We start from the raw sequence: 18,358 nt of genomic DNA on the forward strand, positions 1-18,358 counted from the left end.
TTCAGCGTGCGCGGCGATTTCGTTTGTCGTGCGATGGAACCCCGTTGACGCCGTCGATCGACATCGCATAGCTACCGACAGCAAACGCCACCGCCGGTCCCATGATTGACAGCGTATGGGCATCGACATTGTCGACGGTGTCCCTCGGGGTGTGGTAATTCGGATCGAACGGCTGGCCGGCCTTACCGCCCCAGAGCCGCGCCTGCACTTCCGTTTTGCGTTGCGACGATCCCGTGGTGGTACCGCCGATGGGCACGCCGGCGGCCAGGAACGCGGTGTAGTCGGTGGTATCGCTCAGCGGCATGTCGGCGGGCCGTACTCCGGCGAGGTTGAGATAGCCGGCCAGGGTGCGCTCGATGCCCGCCGAGCCTTCGGGAACCGCCTTGACGGCCGTCGTCGCGGCGGACTGATCACCGTCGTAGGTGAAGTACCCGGCGTTGGTCGAACCGAGCATCTCGAAGTTCAGGTACAACGCCACATCCGCGAGCTGCCCCGCGTCGAGCCCCCGCACGTACTGCGTCGAGCCGTCCAGCCCGGTCTCCTGGCCACCCCAGAACGCGAACCGCACCGCGTTGTGCACCGCCGGCGAACTGCCCAGCTGCAGTGCGGTTTCCAGCAGCGCGGCCACGCCGGTGCCGTTGTCGTTGATGCCCGGGCCGCCGCGGATGCTGTCCAGGTGCGCCCCGGCCATCACGACATCGGAGGTGGATCCGGTCTTGGTCTGCGCCACCAGGTTTCGCGACTTGATCAGATCGGACTTACCGTCCAGGGTGAGTTTGACGGCAGCCGACGTACCCAGCAGCGCGGTGTCGGTGGTCTTGTCGATGATGCCGACCGGCACCTTCAACTGCCGGTAGTAGCCTGGCGTGAACAACCCTGTGGGGCTGGGTTTTACGGTGCTGACCACCAACAGCCCGACGGCGCCCTGCGCCACGGCGGTGTCCTGCTTGACCACCACCGAGCACCCGGTGTCGTCGACAACCGCGATGGCTCCGGTCATCTTCTTGGACCCGTAATCGGCTGCCGTGCAGCCCGCGAGCTTGACGGGATGCAGGGTGGGTGCGTTCAGGCCACCGGGCTGCGTCTGGACCAGGAGCGACCCTTGAACGACCGGGTACCGGGTACCGTCGACCACCAGCGCGGGATCGCCGCCCTGCATGGGGCCGAGCCGGTCGAACTCCGGCGTCTGTACATCGAAGCCCTTGTCCTTCAACAGCTTCGAGACGTAGTCGAGACTGGCGTCGTACCCAGGGGTGCCCTGCGCGCGGTTACCGCCGTTGGCCTCGGCGATCTCGGCGAACTTGCGCAGGTGTGTGTACATGGCGTCGACGGTGATCCGGCCCGCCAGTTCGTGCGACAGATCTGCCTGCGGCGGCGACTGCGATGAACACCCGACGACGGCTACGGCCACCAGCGCCGCGGCCCAACCGGCCTTCACGACGGGGTGACCTCGCGGCGGGTGCGGTCGGATCTGATCGGAATCCCGTTGCGGCCACTCTGATCCTGCGCGTACAGCCCCGTGACGTAGGCGACTCCCTCACCGTGGATCTGCAGCGCGGTCTGGTCGACGTGGTCGATGGTGTCGGTGGCCTGGTGGTAATTCGGGTCGAACGGCTGATCGACCTTGCCCTTCCACAACTTGGCCTCCTCCTCGGTCATCTTGTCCTCGGCGCCGGAGAACAACCCGCCCGCCGGGATACCGGCCTGGGTGAATCCGTCGTAGTCGGACCGGCCGTCGAAGTTGGTGTCCCGCGGCGTCTTTCCGGCGTTCTGCAGATAGGTGGCCAACGTGCGTTCGATACCCGCCGAGCCTTCCGGCACCCGCGGCGGACCGCTGGGATCCGGCGGTGCGGACTGGTCACCGTCGTAGGTGAAGTAGCCGGGATTGGGCGAGCCCAGCATGTCGAAGTTCAGGTACATCGCGACGTCCTTGAGTGCTTCGAGGTCCAGCGACTCTACATAGTTGCGCGAGCCGAGCAGGCCCTCCTCCTCGGCGCCCCAGAACCCGAAGCGCACCGCGTTCTTGACGTCGGGCGAAACACCCAGCTGCAGCGCGGTTTCCAGCACTGCGGCGACCCCTGAGCCGTTGTCGTTGATGCCGGGGCCCTCGGGCACGCTGTCCAGATGCGCGCCCAGCATGACCACGTCGGAGGTCGAACCGGTCTTGGTCTGGGCGATCACGTTGCGGGTGTGCTCGGTGCGGACACCGGCGTTGAGCTTGATGGTGGTCGGTCCGGGTGCCGCGCGCAGCCGGGCGCCGTCGGCCTTGGTCACGCTGACCACCGGAATCTTGACGTCGGTGCGCTCACCGAGCGTGCCGCCCATCTGATCCCCGTCCTGGTTGTTGGCGACGATCACCGCAACAGCGCCGCGTTCGACGGCCGCAGTCTCCTTGGCACTGAACGCGCAATGCCCACGGTCGACCAGCACCACCGCACCGGCCACGGGCAGCCCGTCGTAGTCCTTGGCCTCGCACCCCGGAGAATCCCCGGTGCGGGCGGGCACCAGCGGCCCGGACACCCCTTCGGCGCCGGTGCCGATCGTATAGAGCAGCGGCTTGGCGGTCACCGGCTGACCACCCACAGTGACCTGCGGATCTTCGGAGAACGGTATGCGCACCTGGAACTCGGGGGTTTGCACGTCGAACCCCTTGTCGCGCAAAGTTTTCGCCACATAGTCGACGCTGGCGTCGTAGCCGGGTGTGCCGAGCGCGCGGGTGTTGCCGTTCGCGTTGGCGATGTCCTGCAGCTTCTTGAGGTGCCCCATCATCGCGTCCACCGACACCTGGTGACGCAGCTGCTCGGCGAATTCTCGGGCCGCGGGCGCGGCCGCCGGCGTGTCGACGTTGAGTTCGGTCTTGCTGTCACAGCCGGCCAAAGCCACGGTCAGCACCACCGCGCCAAGGACCGCCCCCGTCAAATTGCGTCGCATTGCACCCACCGTAGTGGGTAGCTCCGCGGGCGGGCGGCGTTAATCGGTCGCGTGCCGCCGAGCTCCGTCAGGCGTCGGCTTTCAGCGCCTTCAGATAGCGGTTGGTGACGAGTCTCTGCGCAACGGCCGCCGGGATCGCGCCGAGCAAGCTCCACCACGTGGCGGGTTTGGAGAACGCGACCACATCCACGTACACGCTGCCGTCGTCATACCGGACGGCGAACAACTCTTCCCCGGACTCGGGATGTCCACGCAACGTCCCGTAGGCGAAGCCGCGTCGGTCGGGTTCATCGATGGTGTAGACCACCCGCCCGTAGGCCAGCACCGGTCCCAGCCTGATCGTGAGCAGGGTGCCCTCTTCGGCGACCTCCGACGACGTCTCGATCCGTAATCCCGCACCGCGTTGCACACCCCAGTGCATCAACCGGTCGGCGGCCTCCTCGAAGCAGCTTCGGCCCTGCCCGAGGGCGGCGGTCCGCCGGATGTGGTGATAGCCGCTCGGCAGCACACCCGCAGTCGCCCCGACTTCGGCGTAGTTCAACGGTTTGCGACCCAGCGCGGCCCAATCCATGTCAGGCATCCCTCCGGTTCAGCACGGCGACCGCCACGACGAAGACCACCGCGACCAGCGCCACGAAGTAACACAGCGACCCTGTCTCACCCCAGGGGATGTTGAAGCTCGGGAACAACCATTCCACGCCGAGGAAGCGGTACATGTTGGCGAACGGCAGCCACGGGCCGAGCTGCACACCGGTGGAGGGCAGATTGGCCAGCAGCGGCTCGGCGACCAGCGGCCACAACAACAGCACCGCGACGGCGCCGGCCGCGAAGCGGATCAATGCGCCGACCGCCACCCCGAGCACCGCGGCCAGCGCGGCGTACAGCGCGAAACCGCCGGCCACCGACCAGGTCGCCGCGCTGACCAGCGACAGTTGCGCGCCGACCACCGGTTCGGCGAACAGCCGCGCCACCATCACCGACGCCAACACCATCGCCACCGTGCAGACCGACGAAAATGCCGCGGCCACAATGGCCTTCGCAATCAGCACCCAGGTGCGGTTCGGAGTTGCCAGAAACGTCGTCCGGATCAGGCCGGTGCGGTACTCGCCGGTCACCGTCATGGACGCCAGGATCATCAGCACCGGCACCCCGAACACCGCCACTCCCAGCGCGGCCTTGCCCGGCGGCAGCGGGGTGAAACCGTAGGAGGTCCAGCCCTGCAGCGCCGCCACCCCCAGGCTCAACGCGGCCACCCCCAGCACCGACCACAGCGGCGAGCGGGTGGTCGACAGTTTGATGCGTTCGGCGTCGAGCACCGCCAGCGCGCTCATGGTTTGCCCGCCCGGTAGTCGACGGCGTCGTCGGTGAGTTTCAAATACGCCTCCTCCAGCGAAGCCGACCGCGTGCTCAGTTCGTGCAACACGATCGAATTGCGGGCGGCCAGTTCCCCGATCACCTCGATGGCCGCGCCACGAACCGTCAGCGCGTCGCCGTCCACGTCGGCCTGCAACCCGGCGTCGCCCAGTACCTCGGCCAGAGTGACCAGCTGCGGACTGCGCACTCGCACGGCGTTGCCCGACCCGCTGACGAACTCCGCGACCGTGGTCGACGCGATCAGCTTGCCCTGGCCGATCACCACCAGCCGGTCTGCGGTGTTGGACATTTCAGCAAGCAGATGGCTGGACACGAACACCGTGCGTCCCTCCGCAGCCAGGCTGCGCATCAGCGTGCGCACCCAGTGGATGCCTTCGGGGTCGAGACCGTTGACCGGCTCGTCGAACAACAGCACCGGCGGATCCCCCAACAGCGCCGCGGCGATGCCCAGGCGCTGGCTCATACCCAACGACAGCGTCCCCGCGGGCCGATCACTCACCGATTCCAAGCCGACGGCGTCGAGCACCTCGTCGACGCGGGGTACCGGGATCCGGTTGGCCGCCGCGATCCAGCGGAGGTGATTACGCGCGCTGCGGTTGGGGTGGGCCGCACGCGCGTCGAGCAACGCACCGACGGTTCGCAGCGGATCACGCAGTTCGCGGTAGGGCTTGCCGTCGATGGTGGCCGTGCCGGCATTGGGGCGGTCGAGACCCAGGATGAGCCGCATCGTCGTGGTCTTGCCTGCACCGTTGGGTCCGAGAAACCCGGTGACCACTCCCGGTTCGACGGTGAACGTCAGGTCGTCGACGGCGCGATGGGTTCCGTAGAGCTTGGTCAGCCCGGCGATTTCGATCATCGTCGTCCAGTATTCCCACCGCAGCGCGCCGCGGCCAACGGCCGTCTTGTCGCGAGTATGCATCGTCTGCGAAAAATCGGCCGCGAACTCGCAGAGGATTCACATTCGCGGGGCTGAGCCGGGAAAGCCGGGCGAGAAGCCCGAAGCGCGAGACCCCGACCCGACTACAGCGACGGGCTGGACGCCTGAGCCCAGAACCTCTTGGGGATGCGGCCTGCTTGCCGGGCGAGGTAGCCGGCGGTGACGGCTGCCGACATGGCCGCGGCCATCGTCGGCGGATCGGATGCCCGGGTGACGGCGGTGGCCAACAACACTGCGTCGCAACCTAATTCCATGGCGAGGGCAGCATCAGACGCGGTGCCGATACCGGCGTCCAAGATCACCGGGACGCCGGCCTGCGCGACGATCATCTCGATGCTGTGCGGATTGGAGATGCCCAGCCCGGTACCGATCGGCGAGCCCAGTGGCATCACCGCAGCACAGCCGGTGTCCTCGAGGCGACGCGCCAGCACCGGATCATCGTTGGTGTACGGCAGCACGATGAACCCGTCGTCGACCAATTGTTCTGCGGCTTTGACCAATTCGATGGCATCGGGCAGCAGGGTGCGCTCGTCGGCGATGACCTCGAGCTTGACCAGGTCGGTGCCGAGCGCCTCGCGGGCCAGCTGGGCGGTCAGCACCGCCTCGGCCGCGCCTCGACAGCCCGCGGTGTTCGGCAGCGCCGCGATACCCAGCCGATTGAGCAGATCCAGCACGCCCGTACCGCCTGACGCGTCGACCCGGCGCATCGCGACCGTCGTCAGCTCAGTGCCCGAAGCGACCAGAGCTTCTTCCAGCACAGCGAGATTGGGCGCCCCGCCGGTGCCCATGATGAGCCGCGAACCGAACTCCCGGCCGCCGATCTTCAGTACCGAATCAGCCACCTTGCACCGCCGTCACAACCTCGATGCGAGCCCCTTCGGCCAGGGTGCGATCCCACTCCGAGCGGGGTATCACCGACCAGTCCAACGCCACCGCGATGCCCTTGTCCGGAAAACCCCGGGTTTCCAGCAATCCGGCGACGGTGGTCTGTTCGGCCACCTCGACGGTTTCGTCGTTGACAGTGATGGTGATCATTTCGCTCCCACACTCACCTCGAGCTCGGCCGTGATCCGCTCAGCGGTCCACGGCGCCAACAAAAATCCATTGCGGCCGTGCCCGGCCGCCACCAGCGTGCGGTCGTCGAGCCGTTCGACGACCGGCAGTCCGTCAGGTGTCATGGGCCGCAATCCGGCCGCAGTCTCGGCCAGCTCGTACTCGCCGAGCGCCGGCATCACGGCACACGCATCGTCGAGCAGGTCACGTACGCCGGTGACCACCGGCGCGGTGTCGCGACCATGCTCGTACTGGGTGGCGCCGACGACGACACCGTCGGCACGCGGCACCAGGTATACCGGGCGGCCGTGCACGCGGGCCCGGACCACGCGGGTCGGCACGGGCATGCAGCCCTTGCGCCACCGCAGCCGCAGCACCTCGCCCTTGACCGGGCGCACCGGCAGGCCGGGCCACAGCCGTGGAGCGTCGATGCCGTTGGCGATGACGCGCTGCTCGGCGTCGACTTCGTCGAGCGAATCCACCGCGGGCGCCCACTGCACCCCCAGCTCCCGACAGTGCGCGGTCAAGCCTTCCACGACCGCGCGGTTGTCCACCGCGAGTTCGGTCGTCGCCAGGAAGCCGTGCCGGATGCCCTGAGCCAGCAGCGGTTCCACGTCGCGGGCAGCCGTCGTCGGCTCGACCGGATGTCCCTGCGCGGCCAGCCAGTCGGCGACGGTCCGCAGGTCGGCGACATCAGCCCGGTCGACGGCGACCACGAGCGATTCCCGTGCGGTGACCACCTCGGGCGGCAGCCCGTCGAGGAAGTCCGTGTGCCACAGCCGCAGCGATTCCAGGCCGATCTGCAGTAACCGCTCCTCGCCGGGCCAACCCTCGCTGTGCGGGGCGATCATGCCGCCGGCCACCCAGGAGGCGCCGCGCTCGACGCTGGCGTGCAGCGTCACCGACCAGCCGGCCAGCGCCGCCCGGCGGGCGACGGACAGCCCGATGACGCCGCCGCCGATGACGGATAGTGGTGGGGCCATTTCATCTCCTCCCTTCGCCGGCATGACCCGGATCAGGTGTGACGGTAAGGGCTGGTACGTATGCCCACTCTCAGCCCCCGCTCCCGGGACTCCCGTGTTGCCTGTTCACCATACTCGGAGCCGAGGCACTACCGTCGCGGTGTGCAACAACCTGCCGACCGACTCGCCCAATCCGCGCTGTACCTGTGCACCGATGCCCGCCGTGAGCGCGGTGACCTGGCCGAATTCGCCGACGCCGCACTGGCGGGCGGGGTGGATCTGATCCAGCTGCGCGACAAGGGCTCCGCCGGCGAGCGACAGTTCGGGCCGTTGGAGGCACGCCAGGAGCTCGACGCCCTTGAGGTGCTCGCCGACGCCGCCCGCAGGCACGGCGCCCTGCTGGCCGTCAACGACCGCGCCGACATCGCGCTGGCGGCCGGGGCCGACGTGCTGCACCTGGGCCAGGACGATCTGCCGCTGCCGATGGCGCGCGGCATCATCGGGACGCGTCCGGTGATCGGCCGCTCGACTCACGACGCCGAACAGGTGGCCGCGGCCATCGAAGAACCCGTCGACTACTTCTGCGTCGGCCCGTGCTGGCCCACCCCCACCAAGCCGGGGCGCACGGCACCCGGGCTCGAGCTGGTGCGGGCCACCGCGGCGCTGAACCCGGACAAGCCGTGGTTCGCGATCGGCGGTATCGACGCGCAACGGCTGCCCGAGGTGCTGGCCGCCGGCGCCCGCCGCGTCGTGGTGGTCCGTGCCATCACTGCGGCCGAGGACCCGCGGGCCGCCGCCGAAGAACTGAAGTCAGCGCTTACTGAGGGTCGATGACCAGCAGCGGGATGGTGGCCGTGACCTCCCGCAGCCGCTGCCAGCTGGCCGCGAAACCGGGGTGCAGCGGCAGCTCGGCCACCTGATCCTCGGCCACCCAGCGCAGCTCGGAGCTCTCGCGGTTGGGGATGGTGTCCAACGGTTCTGGCGCGTCAGCAATCACGGTGGTGTAGGTCCACTGGGTGCCACCGGACCCGACCACCTCGGCGGTCACGACCGTGGTCCGCACGGTCAGTTGCGTCCCGGAGAGCCCGGCCTCCTCGTTCGCTTCGCGCACGGCGGCCTGCTCGGCGGTCTCGTGGCTGTCGCGGGCGCCGCCCGGCAGCGCCCACGTCCCGCCTTGATGACTCCATGGGGCCCTGTGCTGCAACAACACCGCGGCCGATCCGTCAGGCCGAGGCGCTCGCAGCAGTAACCCGGCCGCACCGTGCCGGCCCCAGAACCGCGCGCCGCTGTCGGACACCACCCATCCGTCACCGTCGCCACGCACTCGTACAGGATAGGGAACATGCCCGGTTTCGGGGGTTCCTGATTCCGGGCGAGCCATCCCGCGAACTCTTAGACTTCTTTTATAGAGTTGGGACAGCCGTACGACAGCCGGAAAGGTCCGCGCGCAGGTGACTGTGGAGTTGGCACATCCGTCGACCGAGCCGCTCGCGTCCCGGTCGCCGACGACTCCTGCCCATCCGCGCTGGTGGTTTCTGTGGACGACACCGGGGCGCATCCTGACCATCGGGCTCGTGCTGTCGGGACTGGTCATCGTCAGCGCCTTCGCGACCTCCACCACCATCAACCACCGGCAGCAGGCGCTGACCACCGTGCTCGACCACACCGAACCGCTGTCCTTCGCCGCCGGTCAGCTCTACACCACGCTGTCGGTGGCCGACGCCGCCGCGGCCACCGCATTCATCTCGGGTGCAGAGCCGCGTGACGTCCGGCAGCGCTACGAACAGGCGATCACCGAAGCGTCCGTCGCGGTCACCCGGGCCTCGAGCGGCCTCACCGACGAACCGCTGGTCCAGCTGCTGGGCCGCATCAACGCCCGGCTCGCCGTGTACACCGGACTGGTGGAAACCGCGCGTACCAACAACCGGGCCGGCAACCCTGTCGGGTCGTCGTATCTGTCGGAGGCCTCGTCGCTGATGCAGACGCTGATCCTGCCGGACGCGCAGCGGCTCTACGAGCAGACCTCGGCCCGCGTCGACGCCGAGACCACGGCCTCCACCCGGATCCCGGCGCCGGTGGTGCTGGCGGTGTTGGCGACGTTGATGTTCGGGGCGTTCGCCAACCGCTGGCTGGCGCGACGGACCCGGCGCCGGGTCAACATCGGCTTCGTCGCGGGTGGGATGGCCGTTCTGATCATGCTGATCTGGGTGATGACGGCGCTGGTGATCTCCACGTCGGACAGCCGCAGCGCCAAGGTCACGGCCGCCGACTCCCTCAAGACCGTGACCAACCTGGCCATCACCGCCCAGCAGGCCCGGGCCGACGAGACGTTGGCGCTGATCCGCCGCGGCGACGAGAACCTGCGCAAGCAGTCCTACTACCAGCGCATCGACATGATGCACGAGCAACTCGCGGCCTACCTGGCTCGTGACAACGGTATGGACAAAACCGATCTGGCCGACGCCGATCAGTTGCTGACCCGCTGGCGTGCCGCCGACGACCGGATCAACGCCTACATCGCGGTCGGCAACTACCAGGCCGCCACCCAGGTGGCGCTGGGCACCAGCGAGGACGATTCCACCCCCGCGTTCGACAAGCTCGACGACGCGCTGTCCAAAGGCATCCAACAAAGCCGTAACCAGTTGCGCAACGACATCGTCAACGCCCGCCGCGTGCTCTCGGGCGCGACGGTCGGCGCCGCGGTGCTGAGCGTGGCCGCTGCGGTGGCGGTGGCGTTGGGGTTGTGGCCGCGACTCAGTGAGTACCGGTAAGCACGATGAGAAAAGTTCTGGTCCTACTCGCGACAGTGTTGGCGGTGGCCGGCTGCGCCCAGACCGCGCCTGCTCTGACCGTCCCGGCGCTCACCCTGTCCCCGCCCACGCCGGCCGGCATGCAGGAACTGACGCCCCAGCCGGTGCAGGTGCCGTCGGCCGAGACCGACGATTGCGACCGCACGGCCAGCCTGCGCCCGTTCAGTAACAAGGCCGAGGCCGACGCCGCGGTGGCCGAGATCCGCAACCGCGGCCGGCTCATCGTCGGCCTGGACATCGGCAGCAACCTGTTCTCGTTCCGCGACCCGATCACCGGTGAGATCACCGGATTCGACGTCGACATCGCCGGCGAGGTGTCCCGCGACATCTTCGGCACCCCGGCGCAGGTCGAGTACCGGATCCTGTCCTCGGCCGACCGGATCACCGCACTGCAGAACAAGAAGGTCGACATCGTCGTCAAGACCATGACCATCACCTGTGAGCGTCGCAAGCAGGTGAACTTTTCGACCGTCTACCTGATGGCCAATCAGCGCATCCTGGCTCCGCGCGACTCGACCATCTCGCAGGTCTCCGACTTGTCCGGCAAGCGGGTGTGCGTGGTCGACGGCACCACGTCACTCAAACGCATCCAGGAGATCAGCCCGGCGCCCATCATCGTCTCGGTGGTGACATGGGCCGACTGCCTGGTGGCACTGCAGCAGCGGCAGGCCGACGCGGTCAGCACCGACGACTCCATCCTGGCCGGCCTGGTCGCTCAAGACCCCTATCTGCACATCGTCGGCCCGAGCATGAACCAGGAGCCGTACGGCATCGGGGTGAACCTGGACAACACCGGGCTGGTGCGGTTCGTCAACGGCACGCTGGAACGTATTCGGCGGGACGGCACGTGGAACACGTTGTACCGCAAGTGGTTGACGGTCCTTGGTCCGGCGCCCTCCCCTCCCGTCGCGAGGTACATCGACTGATGACACAGCCCCCAGAAATCCCAGAGGAACCCGACGAGGACCCCGGCACACAGCCGGCCAGCTTCGAAGACCTCGACATGGATTCGCGGTCGACGGCGCGCCCGATGGCCACCCAGGCGGTGTTCCGGCCGGAATTCGATGACGATGAAGAACAGGGCCAGCCTTCCTTTTTCGGCGACACCGAGGCGCACGACCACGGCACGGTGATGACCCGCGTCCTCTCGCCGGTCCGCCGGTTGGGTGGCGGCCTGGTGGAGATCCCGCGGGTACCCGAGCGGGATCCGTTGACCGCCTTGATGACCAACCCGGTGGTCGCCGAATCGAAGCGGTTCTGCTGGAACTGCGGCAAACCGGTCGGCCGGTCGTCGCCGGATGGCAAGGCCCTCTCGGAAGGCTGGTGCCCCAACTGCGGCAGCTCGTACTCCTTCCTGCCGCAGCTGTCCCCCAACGAGATCGTCGCCGACCAGTACGAAATCAAAGGCTGCATCGCCCACGGCGGGCTGGGCTGGGTGTACCTGGCATTCGACCACAACGTCAACGAACGGCCGGTCGTGCTCAAAGGCCTGGTGCATTCCGGCGACGCCGAGGCGCAGGCCATCGCGATGGCCGAACGTCAGTTCCTGGCCGAGGTGACCCATCCAGGGATCGTCAAGATCTACAACTTCGTCGAACACGATGACAAGCACGGCAATCCGGTCGGCTACATCGTCATGGAGTACGTCGGCGGAACATCGCTCAAGCAGGCCAAGGGCACCAAGCTGCCGGTCGCCGAGGCGATCGGCTACATGATGGAGATCCTGCCTGCGCTGGGCTACCTGCACTCGATCGGGCTGGCCTACAACGATCTCAAGCCCGAGAACATCATGATCACCGAGGAGCAGCTCAAGCTGATCGACCTCGGTGCGGTGTCGCGGCTCAACTCCTACGGATACCTGTACGGCACACCGGGTTACCAGGCACCGGAGATCGTGCGCACCGGGCCGACCGTGGCCACCGACATCTACACCGTGGGCCGGACCCTGGCCGCCCTGACGCTGAATCTGCGCACCCGCAAGGGGCGCTACGTCGACGGCCTGCCGTCCGACGATCCGGTGCTCACCAAGTACGACTCGTTCGGGCGCCTGCTGCGCCGCGCCATCGACCCCGATCCTCGACGGCGCTTCGCCACCGCCGAGGAGATGTCGTCACAGCTGCTCGGTGTGTTGCGTGAGGTGGTGGCCACCGACAGCGGTTTGCCACGGCCGGGCCTGTCGACGGTGTTCAGCCCGTCGCGGTCGACGTTCGGCGTGGATCTGCTTGTCGCACATACCGACGTCTACGTCGACGGTCAGGTGCACTCGGAAAAGCTGACGGCCCAGGAGATCGTCCGCGCCCTGCCGGTGCCGTTGGTGGACCGCACCGATGTCGGGGCGCCGATGCTGGTCGCCAGCGTGCTGAGCCAGCCCGTGCACACTCTCGATCAGCTGCGCGCCGCGCGGCACGGGGCGCTCGACGCGGAAGGCGTGGACCTGTCCGAGTCGGTCGAGCTGCCGCTGATGGAGGCCCGCGCGTTGCTCGATCTGGGTGACGTGGCGAAGGCCACCCGCAAGCTCGACGATCTGTCCGCCCGGGTGGGCTGGAACTGGCGGTTGATCTGGTTCCGCGCGGTCGCCGAGATGCTGTCCGCCGATTACGACTCGGCCACAAAGCACTTCACCGAAGTGCTGGACACCCTGCCCGGCGAGTTGGCACCGAAGCTGGCCCTGGCCGCAACCGCAGAGCTGGCAGGCACGGCCGACGAGCTGACGTTCTACAAGACCGTCTGGGGTACCGACAACGGCGTCATCTCCGCGGGATTCGGATTGGCCAGGGCCCAGTCGGTCAGCGGGGACCGCGACGGCGCGGTGCGGACGCTCGACGAAGTTCCCGCCACCTCACGGCATTTCACCGCTGCGCGGCTCACGAGCGCCGTCACGCTGCTGTCCGGACGAACGGCCAGTGAGATCACCGAGCAGAACATCCGTGACGCCGCGCGGCGGGTGGAGGCGCTGCCCGACACCGAGCCCCGTGTGTTGCAGATCCGGGCACTCGTGTTGGGTACCGCGATGGACTGGCTGGCCGACAACACGGCCAGCAGCAACCACATCCTGGGCTTCCCGTTCACCGAGCACGGCCTCAAGCTCGGCGTGGAGGCCTCACTGCGGGCGCTGGCCCGAGTGGCTCCCACCCAGTCGCATCGGTATGCCCTGGTGGACCTGGCCAACAGTGTGCGGCCCATGAGCACGTTCTGAGCGCAGGTCGACGCGGATCAGACGGAACTGGTCACACCAGCCACACCAGTCCCTGCTCGGAAACCGTGTGACGTCGCGCCCGCCTGTTAGCGAGAAAGTCGCGGAAACCGCCTCGCCTGCATCGCTTTTCACTTCAGAACCATCAGCGGAACCCCACCGGACTCGACAGCAACGCCAACCACATCCGTACCGAAATTTGCCGTGCCCGGCTGTTAGCGACAGTGTCGCTCGCAGCGCGGGCACACAACCAGTGGGGCAGAACCGATCTGATGGTGCCAGACTGACGCACGGGACTGGCCCCCACGGGGCCCCTGGTGCCAGCGGTACTGATGCGGCGATTGTCGCTCCAGTGTCGCTAACAGGCGGGCAACTCGAGTTTCCCTTCCGCAGCCGGGACAGCTGTGACTGATGTGACTCCGGTCGAGAACAGTCGGCACCTAAGCGGTGCGGACCACCTGGACGCACGCGCGGGCGATGGCCAGTTCCTCATCGGTCGGAATCACCAGCACAGTGACCGGTGACGACTCGGCAGAGATGCGCCGAGGCTGCCGCGACGGGCTCTCGTTGAGCTCGGGGTCGAGTTCGATGCCCAATGCGGCCAGCCCGCTCAGCGCATCGCGGCGGACGGCGGCGTCGTTCTCGCCCACCCCCGCGGTGAAGCTGATGATGTCGGTCGTCCCGAGCACCGCAAGATAGGCGCCGACATACTTACGCAACCGGTGTATGTAGACGTCGTACGCCAATTGAGCTGCCGCATCGCCGTTTTCGATCAGCTCGTGCAGTTTGCGGAAGTCGTTCTCGCCGCCGAGTCCCAACAGCCCGGATCGGCGGTTGAGCATGGTGTCGATGTCCTCGATGGTCATGTCGGCCGTGCGGCACAGATAGCCCACGATACCGGGATCGATGTCGCCACTGCGGGTGCCCATCACGAGCCCCTCCAGCGGGGTGAGCCCCATCGAGGTGTCGACCGCACGACCGTCGGCCACCGCCGAGGCCGATGCGCCGTTACCGAGATGCAGCACAATCTGATTCACCGAATCGTAAGGCCGCTCGATGAAATCCGCGGCCTGCCGGCTCACGTACTCGTGTGAGGTGCCGTGGAACCCGTAGCGCCGGATGTGCCATTTTTCCGCGACATCGTGCTCGATGGCGTAGGTGGCCGCGGCGGCAGGCAGATCGTGAAAGAACGCGGTGTCGAACACCGCGATGTGCGGGACGCCGGGCAGGATGCGCCGAGACACGTCGATTCCGACCATCGCCGGCGGATTGTGAAGCGGCGCAAGCGGAGCGAGCTCTTCGAGCTTGGACATCATCGCGTCATCGATCACGGCCGGCCGATAGAACGTCTTGCCGCCATGCACCACGCGGTGCCCGACCGCCACGAGGTCGAGGTCGTCGAGGTGCAGGCCCGCTTCCGCGGACAGTTCGAACGCCAGCCGCAGCGCCGCATCGTGATCGGCGACCCGGCCCTCGCGGCGCAGCGTGCGCTCGCCCACCTTCAACGTCGCGGTCGACGAGTCCTCGCCGATGCGCTCGACCATGCCGTTGGCCAGCTGCTGTCCCGAATCAGGTTGGATCAGCTGGTATTTCACCGACGACGAGCCGGAGTTAATCACCAGCACCGTGTCGGTCATCCAATTGCTCCTCGCGTGCGCGTCATCTTTTTGCTCCTCGCGTCCGCGTCATGACACCCCTTGCGCCTGGATCGCGGTGATCGCGACCGTGTTGACGATGTCCTCGACCAACGCACCCCGCGACAGATCGTTGACGGGCTTGTTGAGGCCCTGCAGCACCGGACCGATCGCGATGGCGCCCGCGGACCGCTGCACGGCCTTGTAAGTGTTGTTGCCGGTGTTGAGATCCGGGAAGATCAGCACCGTGGCCCGGCCCGCCACCGCGGAATCCGGCATCTTGGTGATCGCGACGGATGGCTCCACGGCGGCGTCGTACTGGATCGGACCCTCGACCAGCAGATCCGGCTCGCGTTGCCGCACCAATTCGGTTGCCGCCCTGACCTTGTCGACATCAGCTCCGGTTCCCGAAGTGCCCGTCGAGTAGGACAGCATAGCCACCCGCGGCTCGATGCCGAACTGTGCGGCGGTGCGTGCCGAGGAAATGGCGATGTCGGCCAGCTGCTCGGAGGTGGGATCCGGCACGATCGCGCAGTCACCGTAGGCCAGCACCTTGTCGGCCAGGCACATCAGAAAGATGCTCGATACCGTCGAGATACCGGGCGCAGTGCGGATGATCTCGAACGCCGGCCGCACGGTGTGCGCAGTGGTGTGGGCCGCGCCGGACACCATGCCGTCCACCATGTTGTTGTGAACCAGCATGGTGCCGAAATAGGACACGTCGTGGATGGTCTCGCGGGCCTGCTCGACGGTGATGCCCTTCTTGCGGCGCAGTTCGGCATACTGCTCGGCGAACTGGTCGCACAGCTCGCTGGTGCGCGGATCGAGGACGATGGCCGCATCGATGTTCACGCCGAGTTCGGCTGCGCGGGAACGGACCTGGTTTTCCTCACCGAGGATGGTCAGATCGGCCACACTGCGCCGCAACAGCCGGCCCGCGGCCTTGAGGATACGGTCATCGGTGCCCTCGGGTAGCACGATGCGTTTGCGGTCGGAGCGGGCCCGGTCGAGCAGCTGATAGGTGAACATCTGCGGCGTCGTCACCGCCGGGATCGGGATGCTCAGTTGCGCCAGCAGATCGTTGACGTCGACGTACTTGTCCATCAGGGCCAGCGCGGTGTCGATCTTGCGCTGAGCCTTCGCGGTCACGCGGCCCCGGGCACCGGCGACCCGGCTCGCGGTCTCGAACGTGCCGTACTTGGTGGCCACGATCGGCAACCGCAGCCCCAGCCCCTCGACCAGAGCCGCGATCGACGGATGCAGATCGAGCCCGCCGTTGAGAATGATGCATGACAACGACGGGAAGCCTTCCGCGGCATGGGCACTCACCACTGCGAGTACCACGTCGGATCGGTCACCCGGTGTCACCACCGCGACGCCCTCGGTCAGCCGCTCCAACACATGCTCGGCGGTCATACCGGCCACGAGCACGCCCATCGCCTCACGGGACAACAGCGCCGGATCACCGGCGATCACCGTGCCGTCCACTGCCACCTGCAGTTCAGCCACCGAGGGTGCGACCAGCAGCGGTTCCTCGGGCAACACGTAGGCCGGCGGGCCCAGCGGTTTGAGGGCATCGGCCACCGCGGTGAGTTGGGCCGGATCGCACCGGTTGGCGACCACGGCCGCGGCGTGCGCGTGCTGGTGATTCAGTTCGGCCAGGCACACCTCGACGACGTGTGCGACCTCCTCTGGCGTGCGGTCGGCGGCCTTGACCGCGAGCACCACAGGGGCGCCCAGGTTCACCGCGATGCGCGCGTTCATGCTCAGCTCGCTGGGGGTGGCGACGTCGGTGTAGTCACTGCCGACGATCAGTACCGCGTCGCACCGATCGGCGACGCGGTGGAACCGGTCGACGATCTCGGCGATCGCGGCGTCGGGATCCTCATGCACCTGCTGGTAGCCGACGCCGACGCAATCCTCGTACGGCAGACCGGCCGTGGCACCGGCCAACAGCAGTTCGAGGATGTAGTCGCGGTCCTCGGACCCATTTCCCGAGTCGCTTCGCTCCTGCCCTCCGACGAGGCGCGTGATGGGCCGGAACACCCCGACCCGGGGCACGGTCGCCGCGAGCCGGTGCAGGATCCCCAGCGCAATGGTCGACTTACCGGTATCCCCCTCGGGCGAGGCTACATAGATCGCGGTCGCGATGTTCCCATCCGGCACCGCTCCAGCATTCCCTAGATCACGACAGTTCCGCCACCGCGCCCGCGAACTCCGTGCAGAACCAGTCCACGTCGGACATCGCGAACACCAGCGGCGGGCGCACCTTGAGCACGTTGCCGTCGCTGCCGCACACCGAGATCAGCACGTGCCGGTCCCGCATCGCGTTGACGAGGTCGTGGGCCCCGACGCGGTCCGGGGCACCCTGGGCAGTGACAATCTCGACACCCACGTAGAGCCCGCAGCCGCGCACCTCACCTATGCGGGGATGGTCGGCGCCGATCCGGGCGATCTCGTCGCGCAGCGCGGTGCCGACCCGGGCGGCGTTGTCGATCAGGTTCTCGTCCTCGATCACATCGAGGACGGCGGCCGCGGCGGCCATGGACACCGGATTTCCGCCGAACGTGTTGAAATACGGCACGCCCCGGGCAAAGGTCTGCAACACGTGACCGCGCGCAGCCATCGCGGCGACCGGCAGCCCGTTGGCCATCGGTTTGCCCATCGTGACCAGATCGGGCACCACACCGTGGCGATCAAAGCCCCACATGCCCTCGCCGGTCCGGCCGAACCCGGGCTGCACCTCGTCGGCGATGAACACCCCGCCCGCCGCGCGCACCGCCTCCACCGCCGGGGCCAGCACTGTGGGATCCGGGAAGATCCCGTCGGAAGCGAAGATCGTGTCGACGATCAGGCAGCTCACGCCGTGGCCCGAATCCTGCAGATCGTCGATCGCCGCTGCAACATCGAGGGTCTGAGCCGATACCGTGCGCACATGCGGCCCGACGACGGTGGCTCCGCCCAGCGATGGTGAAATCGCCGTCACGGCTTCGGTATTGCCGTGATAGGCGTCGCTGGTCACGATGACCCCCCGGGCCCCGGAGTGCATCTGGGCCACCCGCAGGGCGAGATCGTTGGCCTCCGAGCCGGTACATGCGTACATCACCTGGTCCACGGCGGACGGCATGGTGGCGAGCAGGCGGCGCGAGTAGTCGACGATGCCTTCGTGCAGATAACGGGTGTGGGTGTTGAGCGTCTGCATCTGACGTGTCACCGCATCGACCACATGCGGGTGACAATGCCCGACACTGACGACGTTGTTGTAGGCATCCAGATATCGGGCCCCGTCGGCGTCGAACAGGTGGCTGCCCTGACCACGAACCAGATGTACCGGCCGTTCATAGAACAGCCGGTACGCCGGTCCCAGCATCCGGGTACGGTCCGCGATCAGGGATTCCGTCTCCGGATCGGTCGCCGGACCGCCGGAGTAGCTGTTGGAATCCATGATGTTGGAGAAGCCCTGT

At 67.5% G+C, this 18,358-nt stretch carries 16 protein-coding genes and 1 riboswitch; of the genes, 4 read left to right on the forward strand and 12 right to left on the reverse strand.

The genetic code is table 11. The features are described from left to right. Position 1 precedes the first annotated feature (1 nt). The 8 genes from BTO20_RS32110 to thiO all read right to left on the reverse strand — a co-directional run bounded on the left by BTO20_RS32110 (position 2) and on the right by thiO (position 7,278). On the reverse strand, positions 2-1,438 hold the full coding sequence (locus BTO20_RS32110) for a M28 family peptidase (RefSeq protein ID WP_087079963.1): 1,437 nt from the start codon (positions 1,436-1,438) through the stop codon (positions 2-4). Beyond that, positions 1,435-2,931, reverse strand: a complete 1,497-nt coding sequence (locus BTO20_RS32115; protein ID WP_198344141.1) for a M28 family metallopeptidase — start codon at positions 2,929-2,931, stop codon at positions 1,435-1,437. The genes BTO20_RS32110 and BTO20_RS32115 overlap by 4 nt, the downstream gene beginning before the upstream one ends. Positions 2,932-2,998: 67 nt before the next feature. Beyond that, positions 2,999-3,502, reverse strand: coding sequence for a DUF1990 family protein (locus BTO20_RS32120; protein WP_087079967.1), 504 nt, complete (start codon positions 3,500-3,502; stop codon positions 2,999-3,001). 1 nt (position 3,503) lies between these two features. Then, positions 3,504-4,262, reverse strand: a complete 759-nt coding sequence (locus BTO20_RS32125; RefSeq protein WP_087079968.1) for an ABC transporter permease — start codon at positions 4,260-4,262, stop codon at positions 3,504-3,506. Then, entirely contained in the window at positions 4,259-5,161 is a 903-nt protein-coding gene (locus tag BTO20_RS32130; RefSeq protein WP_087082966.1) for an ABC transporter ATP-binding protein, read from the reverse strand. The genes BTO20_RS32125 and BTO20_RS32130 overlap by 4 nt, the downstream gene beginning before the upstream one ends. A gap of 164 nt (positions 5,162-5,325) precedes the next feature. Beyond that, a complete protein-coding gene (gene thiG, locus BTO20_RS32135; protein WP_064944536.1) occupies positions 5,326-6,084 on the reverse strand; it encodes a thiazole synthase in 759 nt (252 codons plus the stop codon). Continuing rightward, positions 6,077-6,277 (reverse strand): sulfur carrier protein ThiS, encoded by a 201-nt coding sequence (thiS, locus tag BTO20_RS32140; protein WP_087079970.1) that lies wholly within the window; start codon positions 6,275-6,277, stop codon positions 6,077-6,079. Before thiS ends, thiG begins: the two co-directional genes overlap by 8 nt. Continuing rightward, a complete protein-coding gene (gene thiO / locus BTO20_RS32145) occupies positions 6,274-7,278 on the reverse strand; it encodes a glycine oxidase ThiO (RefSeq protein WP_087079972.1) in 1,005 nt (334 codons plus the stop codon). The genes thiS and thiO overlap by 4 nt, the downstream gene beginning before the upstream one ends. Further along, a riboswitch (TPP riboswitch) is annotated at positions 7,271-7,384 on the reverse strand. (Overlaps the previous gene by 8 nt.) Positions 7,385-7,419: 35 nt before the next feature. On the opposite strand from thiO, the gene thiE reads away from it, so the two are divergent. Further along, positions 7,420-8,091, forward strand: a complete 672-nt coding sequence (gene thiE / locus BTO20_RS32150) for a thiamine phosphate synthase (RefSeq protein WP_087079974.1) — start codon at positions 7,420-7,422, stop codon at positions 8,089-8,091. Here the strand turns inward: thiE and BTO20_RS32155 are convergent. After that, positions 8,075-8,581 carry an NUDIX hydrolase gene (locus tag BTO20_RS32155; protein WP_198344142.1) on the reverse strand — a complete coding sequence of 169 codons (507 nt, stop codon included), beginning with the start codon at positions 8,579-8,581 and terminating at the stop codon, positions 8,075-8,077. The genes thiE and BTO20_RS32155 overlap by 17 nt on opposite strands. A 127-nt stretch (positions 8,582-8,708) precedes the next feature. Between BTO20_RS32155 and glnX the strand changes: the two genes are divergently transcribed. The 3 genes from glnX to BTO20_RS32170 are packed head-to-tail and all read left to right on the forward strand — an operon-like array spanning position 8,709 to position 13,263. Beyond that, positions 8,709-10,028: a protein kinase G-activating protein GlnX gene (glnX, locus tag BTO20_RS32160; RefSeq protein WP_087079976.1), complete on the forward strand. Its 1,320-nt coding sequence runs from the start codon at positions 8,709-8,711 to the stop codon at positions 10,026-10,028. A 5-nt stretch (positions 10,029-10,033) separates the two neighbouring features. Then, positions 10,034-10,993: a glutamate ABC transporter substrate-binding protein gene (locus BTO20_RS32165; RefSeq protein WP_087079977.1), complete on the forward strand. Its 960-nt coding sequence runs from the start codon at positions 10,034-10,036 to the stop codon at positions 10,991-10,993. After that, positions 10,993-13,263, forward strand: coding sequence for a serine/threonine-protein kinase PknG (locus BTO20_RS32170; protein ID WP_087079979.1), 2,271 nt, complete (start codon positions 10,993-10,995; stop codon positions 13,261-13,263). Before BTO20_RS32165 ends, BTO20_RS32170 begins: the two co-directional genes overlap by 1 nt. Before the next feature lie 437 nt (positions 13,264-13,700). On the opposite strand, the gene BTO20_RS32175 is transcribed toward BTO20_RS32170, so the two are convergent. From BTO20_RS32175 to BTO20_RS32185, 3 genes are read right to left on the reverse strand one after another with little or no spacing between them, the layout of a single operon-like run. After that, on the reverse strand, positions 13,701-14,897 hold the full coding sequence (locus tag BTO20_RS32175; protein ID WP_087079981.1) for an acetate kinase: 1,197 nt from the start codon (positions 14,895-14,897) through the stop codon (positions 13,701-13,703). Between the two features lie 48 nt (positions 14,898-14,945). Beyond that, positions 14,946-17,060, reverse strand: a complete 2,115-nt coding sequence (gene pta / locus BTO20_RS32180) for a phosphate acetyltransferase (RefSeq protein WP_087079983.1) — start codon at positions 17,058-17,060, stop codon at positions 14,946-14,948. Between the two features lie 19 nt (positions 17,061-17,079). After that, positions 17,080-18,339 (reverse strand): aspartate aminotransferase family protein, encoded by a 1,260-nt coding sequence (locus tag BTO20_RS32185; protein WP_087079985.1) that lies wholly within the window; start codon positions 18,337-18,339, stop codon positions 17,080-17,082. Positions 18,340-18,358 lie beyond the last annotated feature (19 nt).

Source organism: Mycobacterium dioxanotrophicus, assembly GCF_002157835.1.
Classification (GTDB): Bacteria; Actinomycetota; Actinomycetes; order Mycobacteriales; family Mycobacteriaceae; genus Mycobacterium; species Mycobacterium dioxanotrophicus.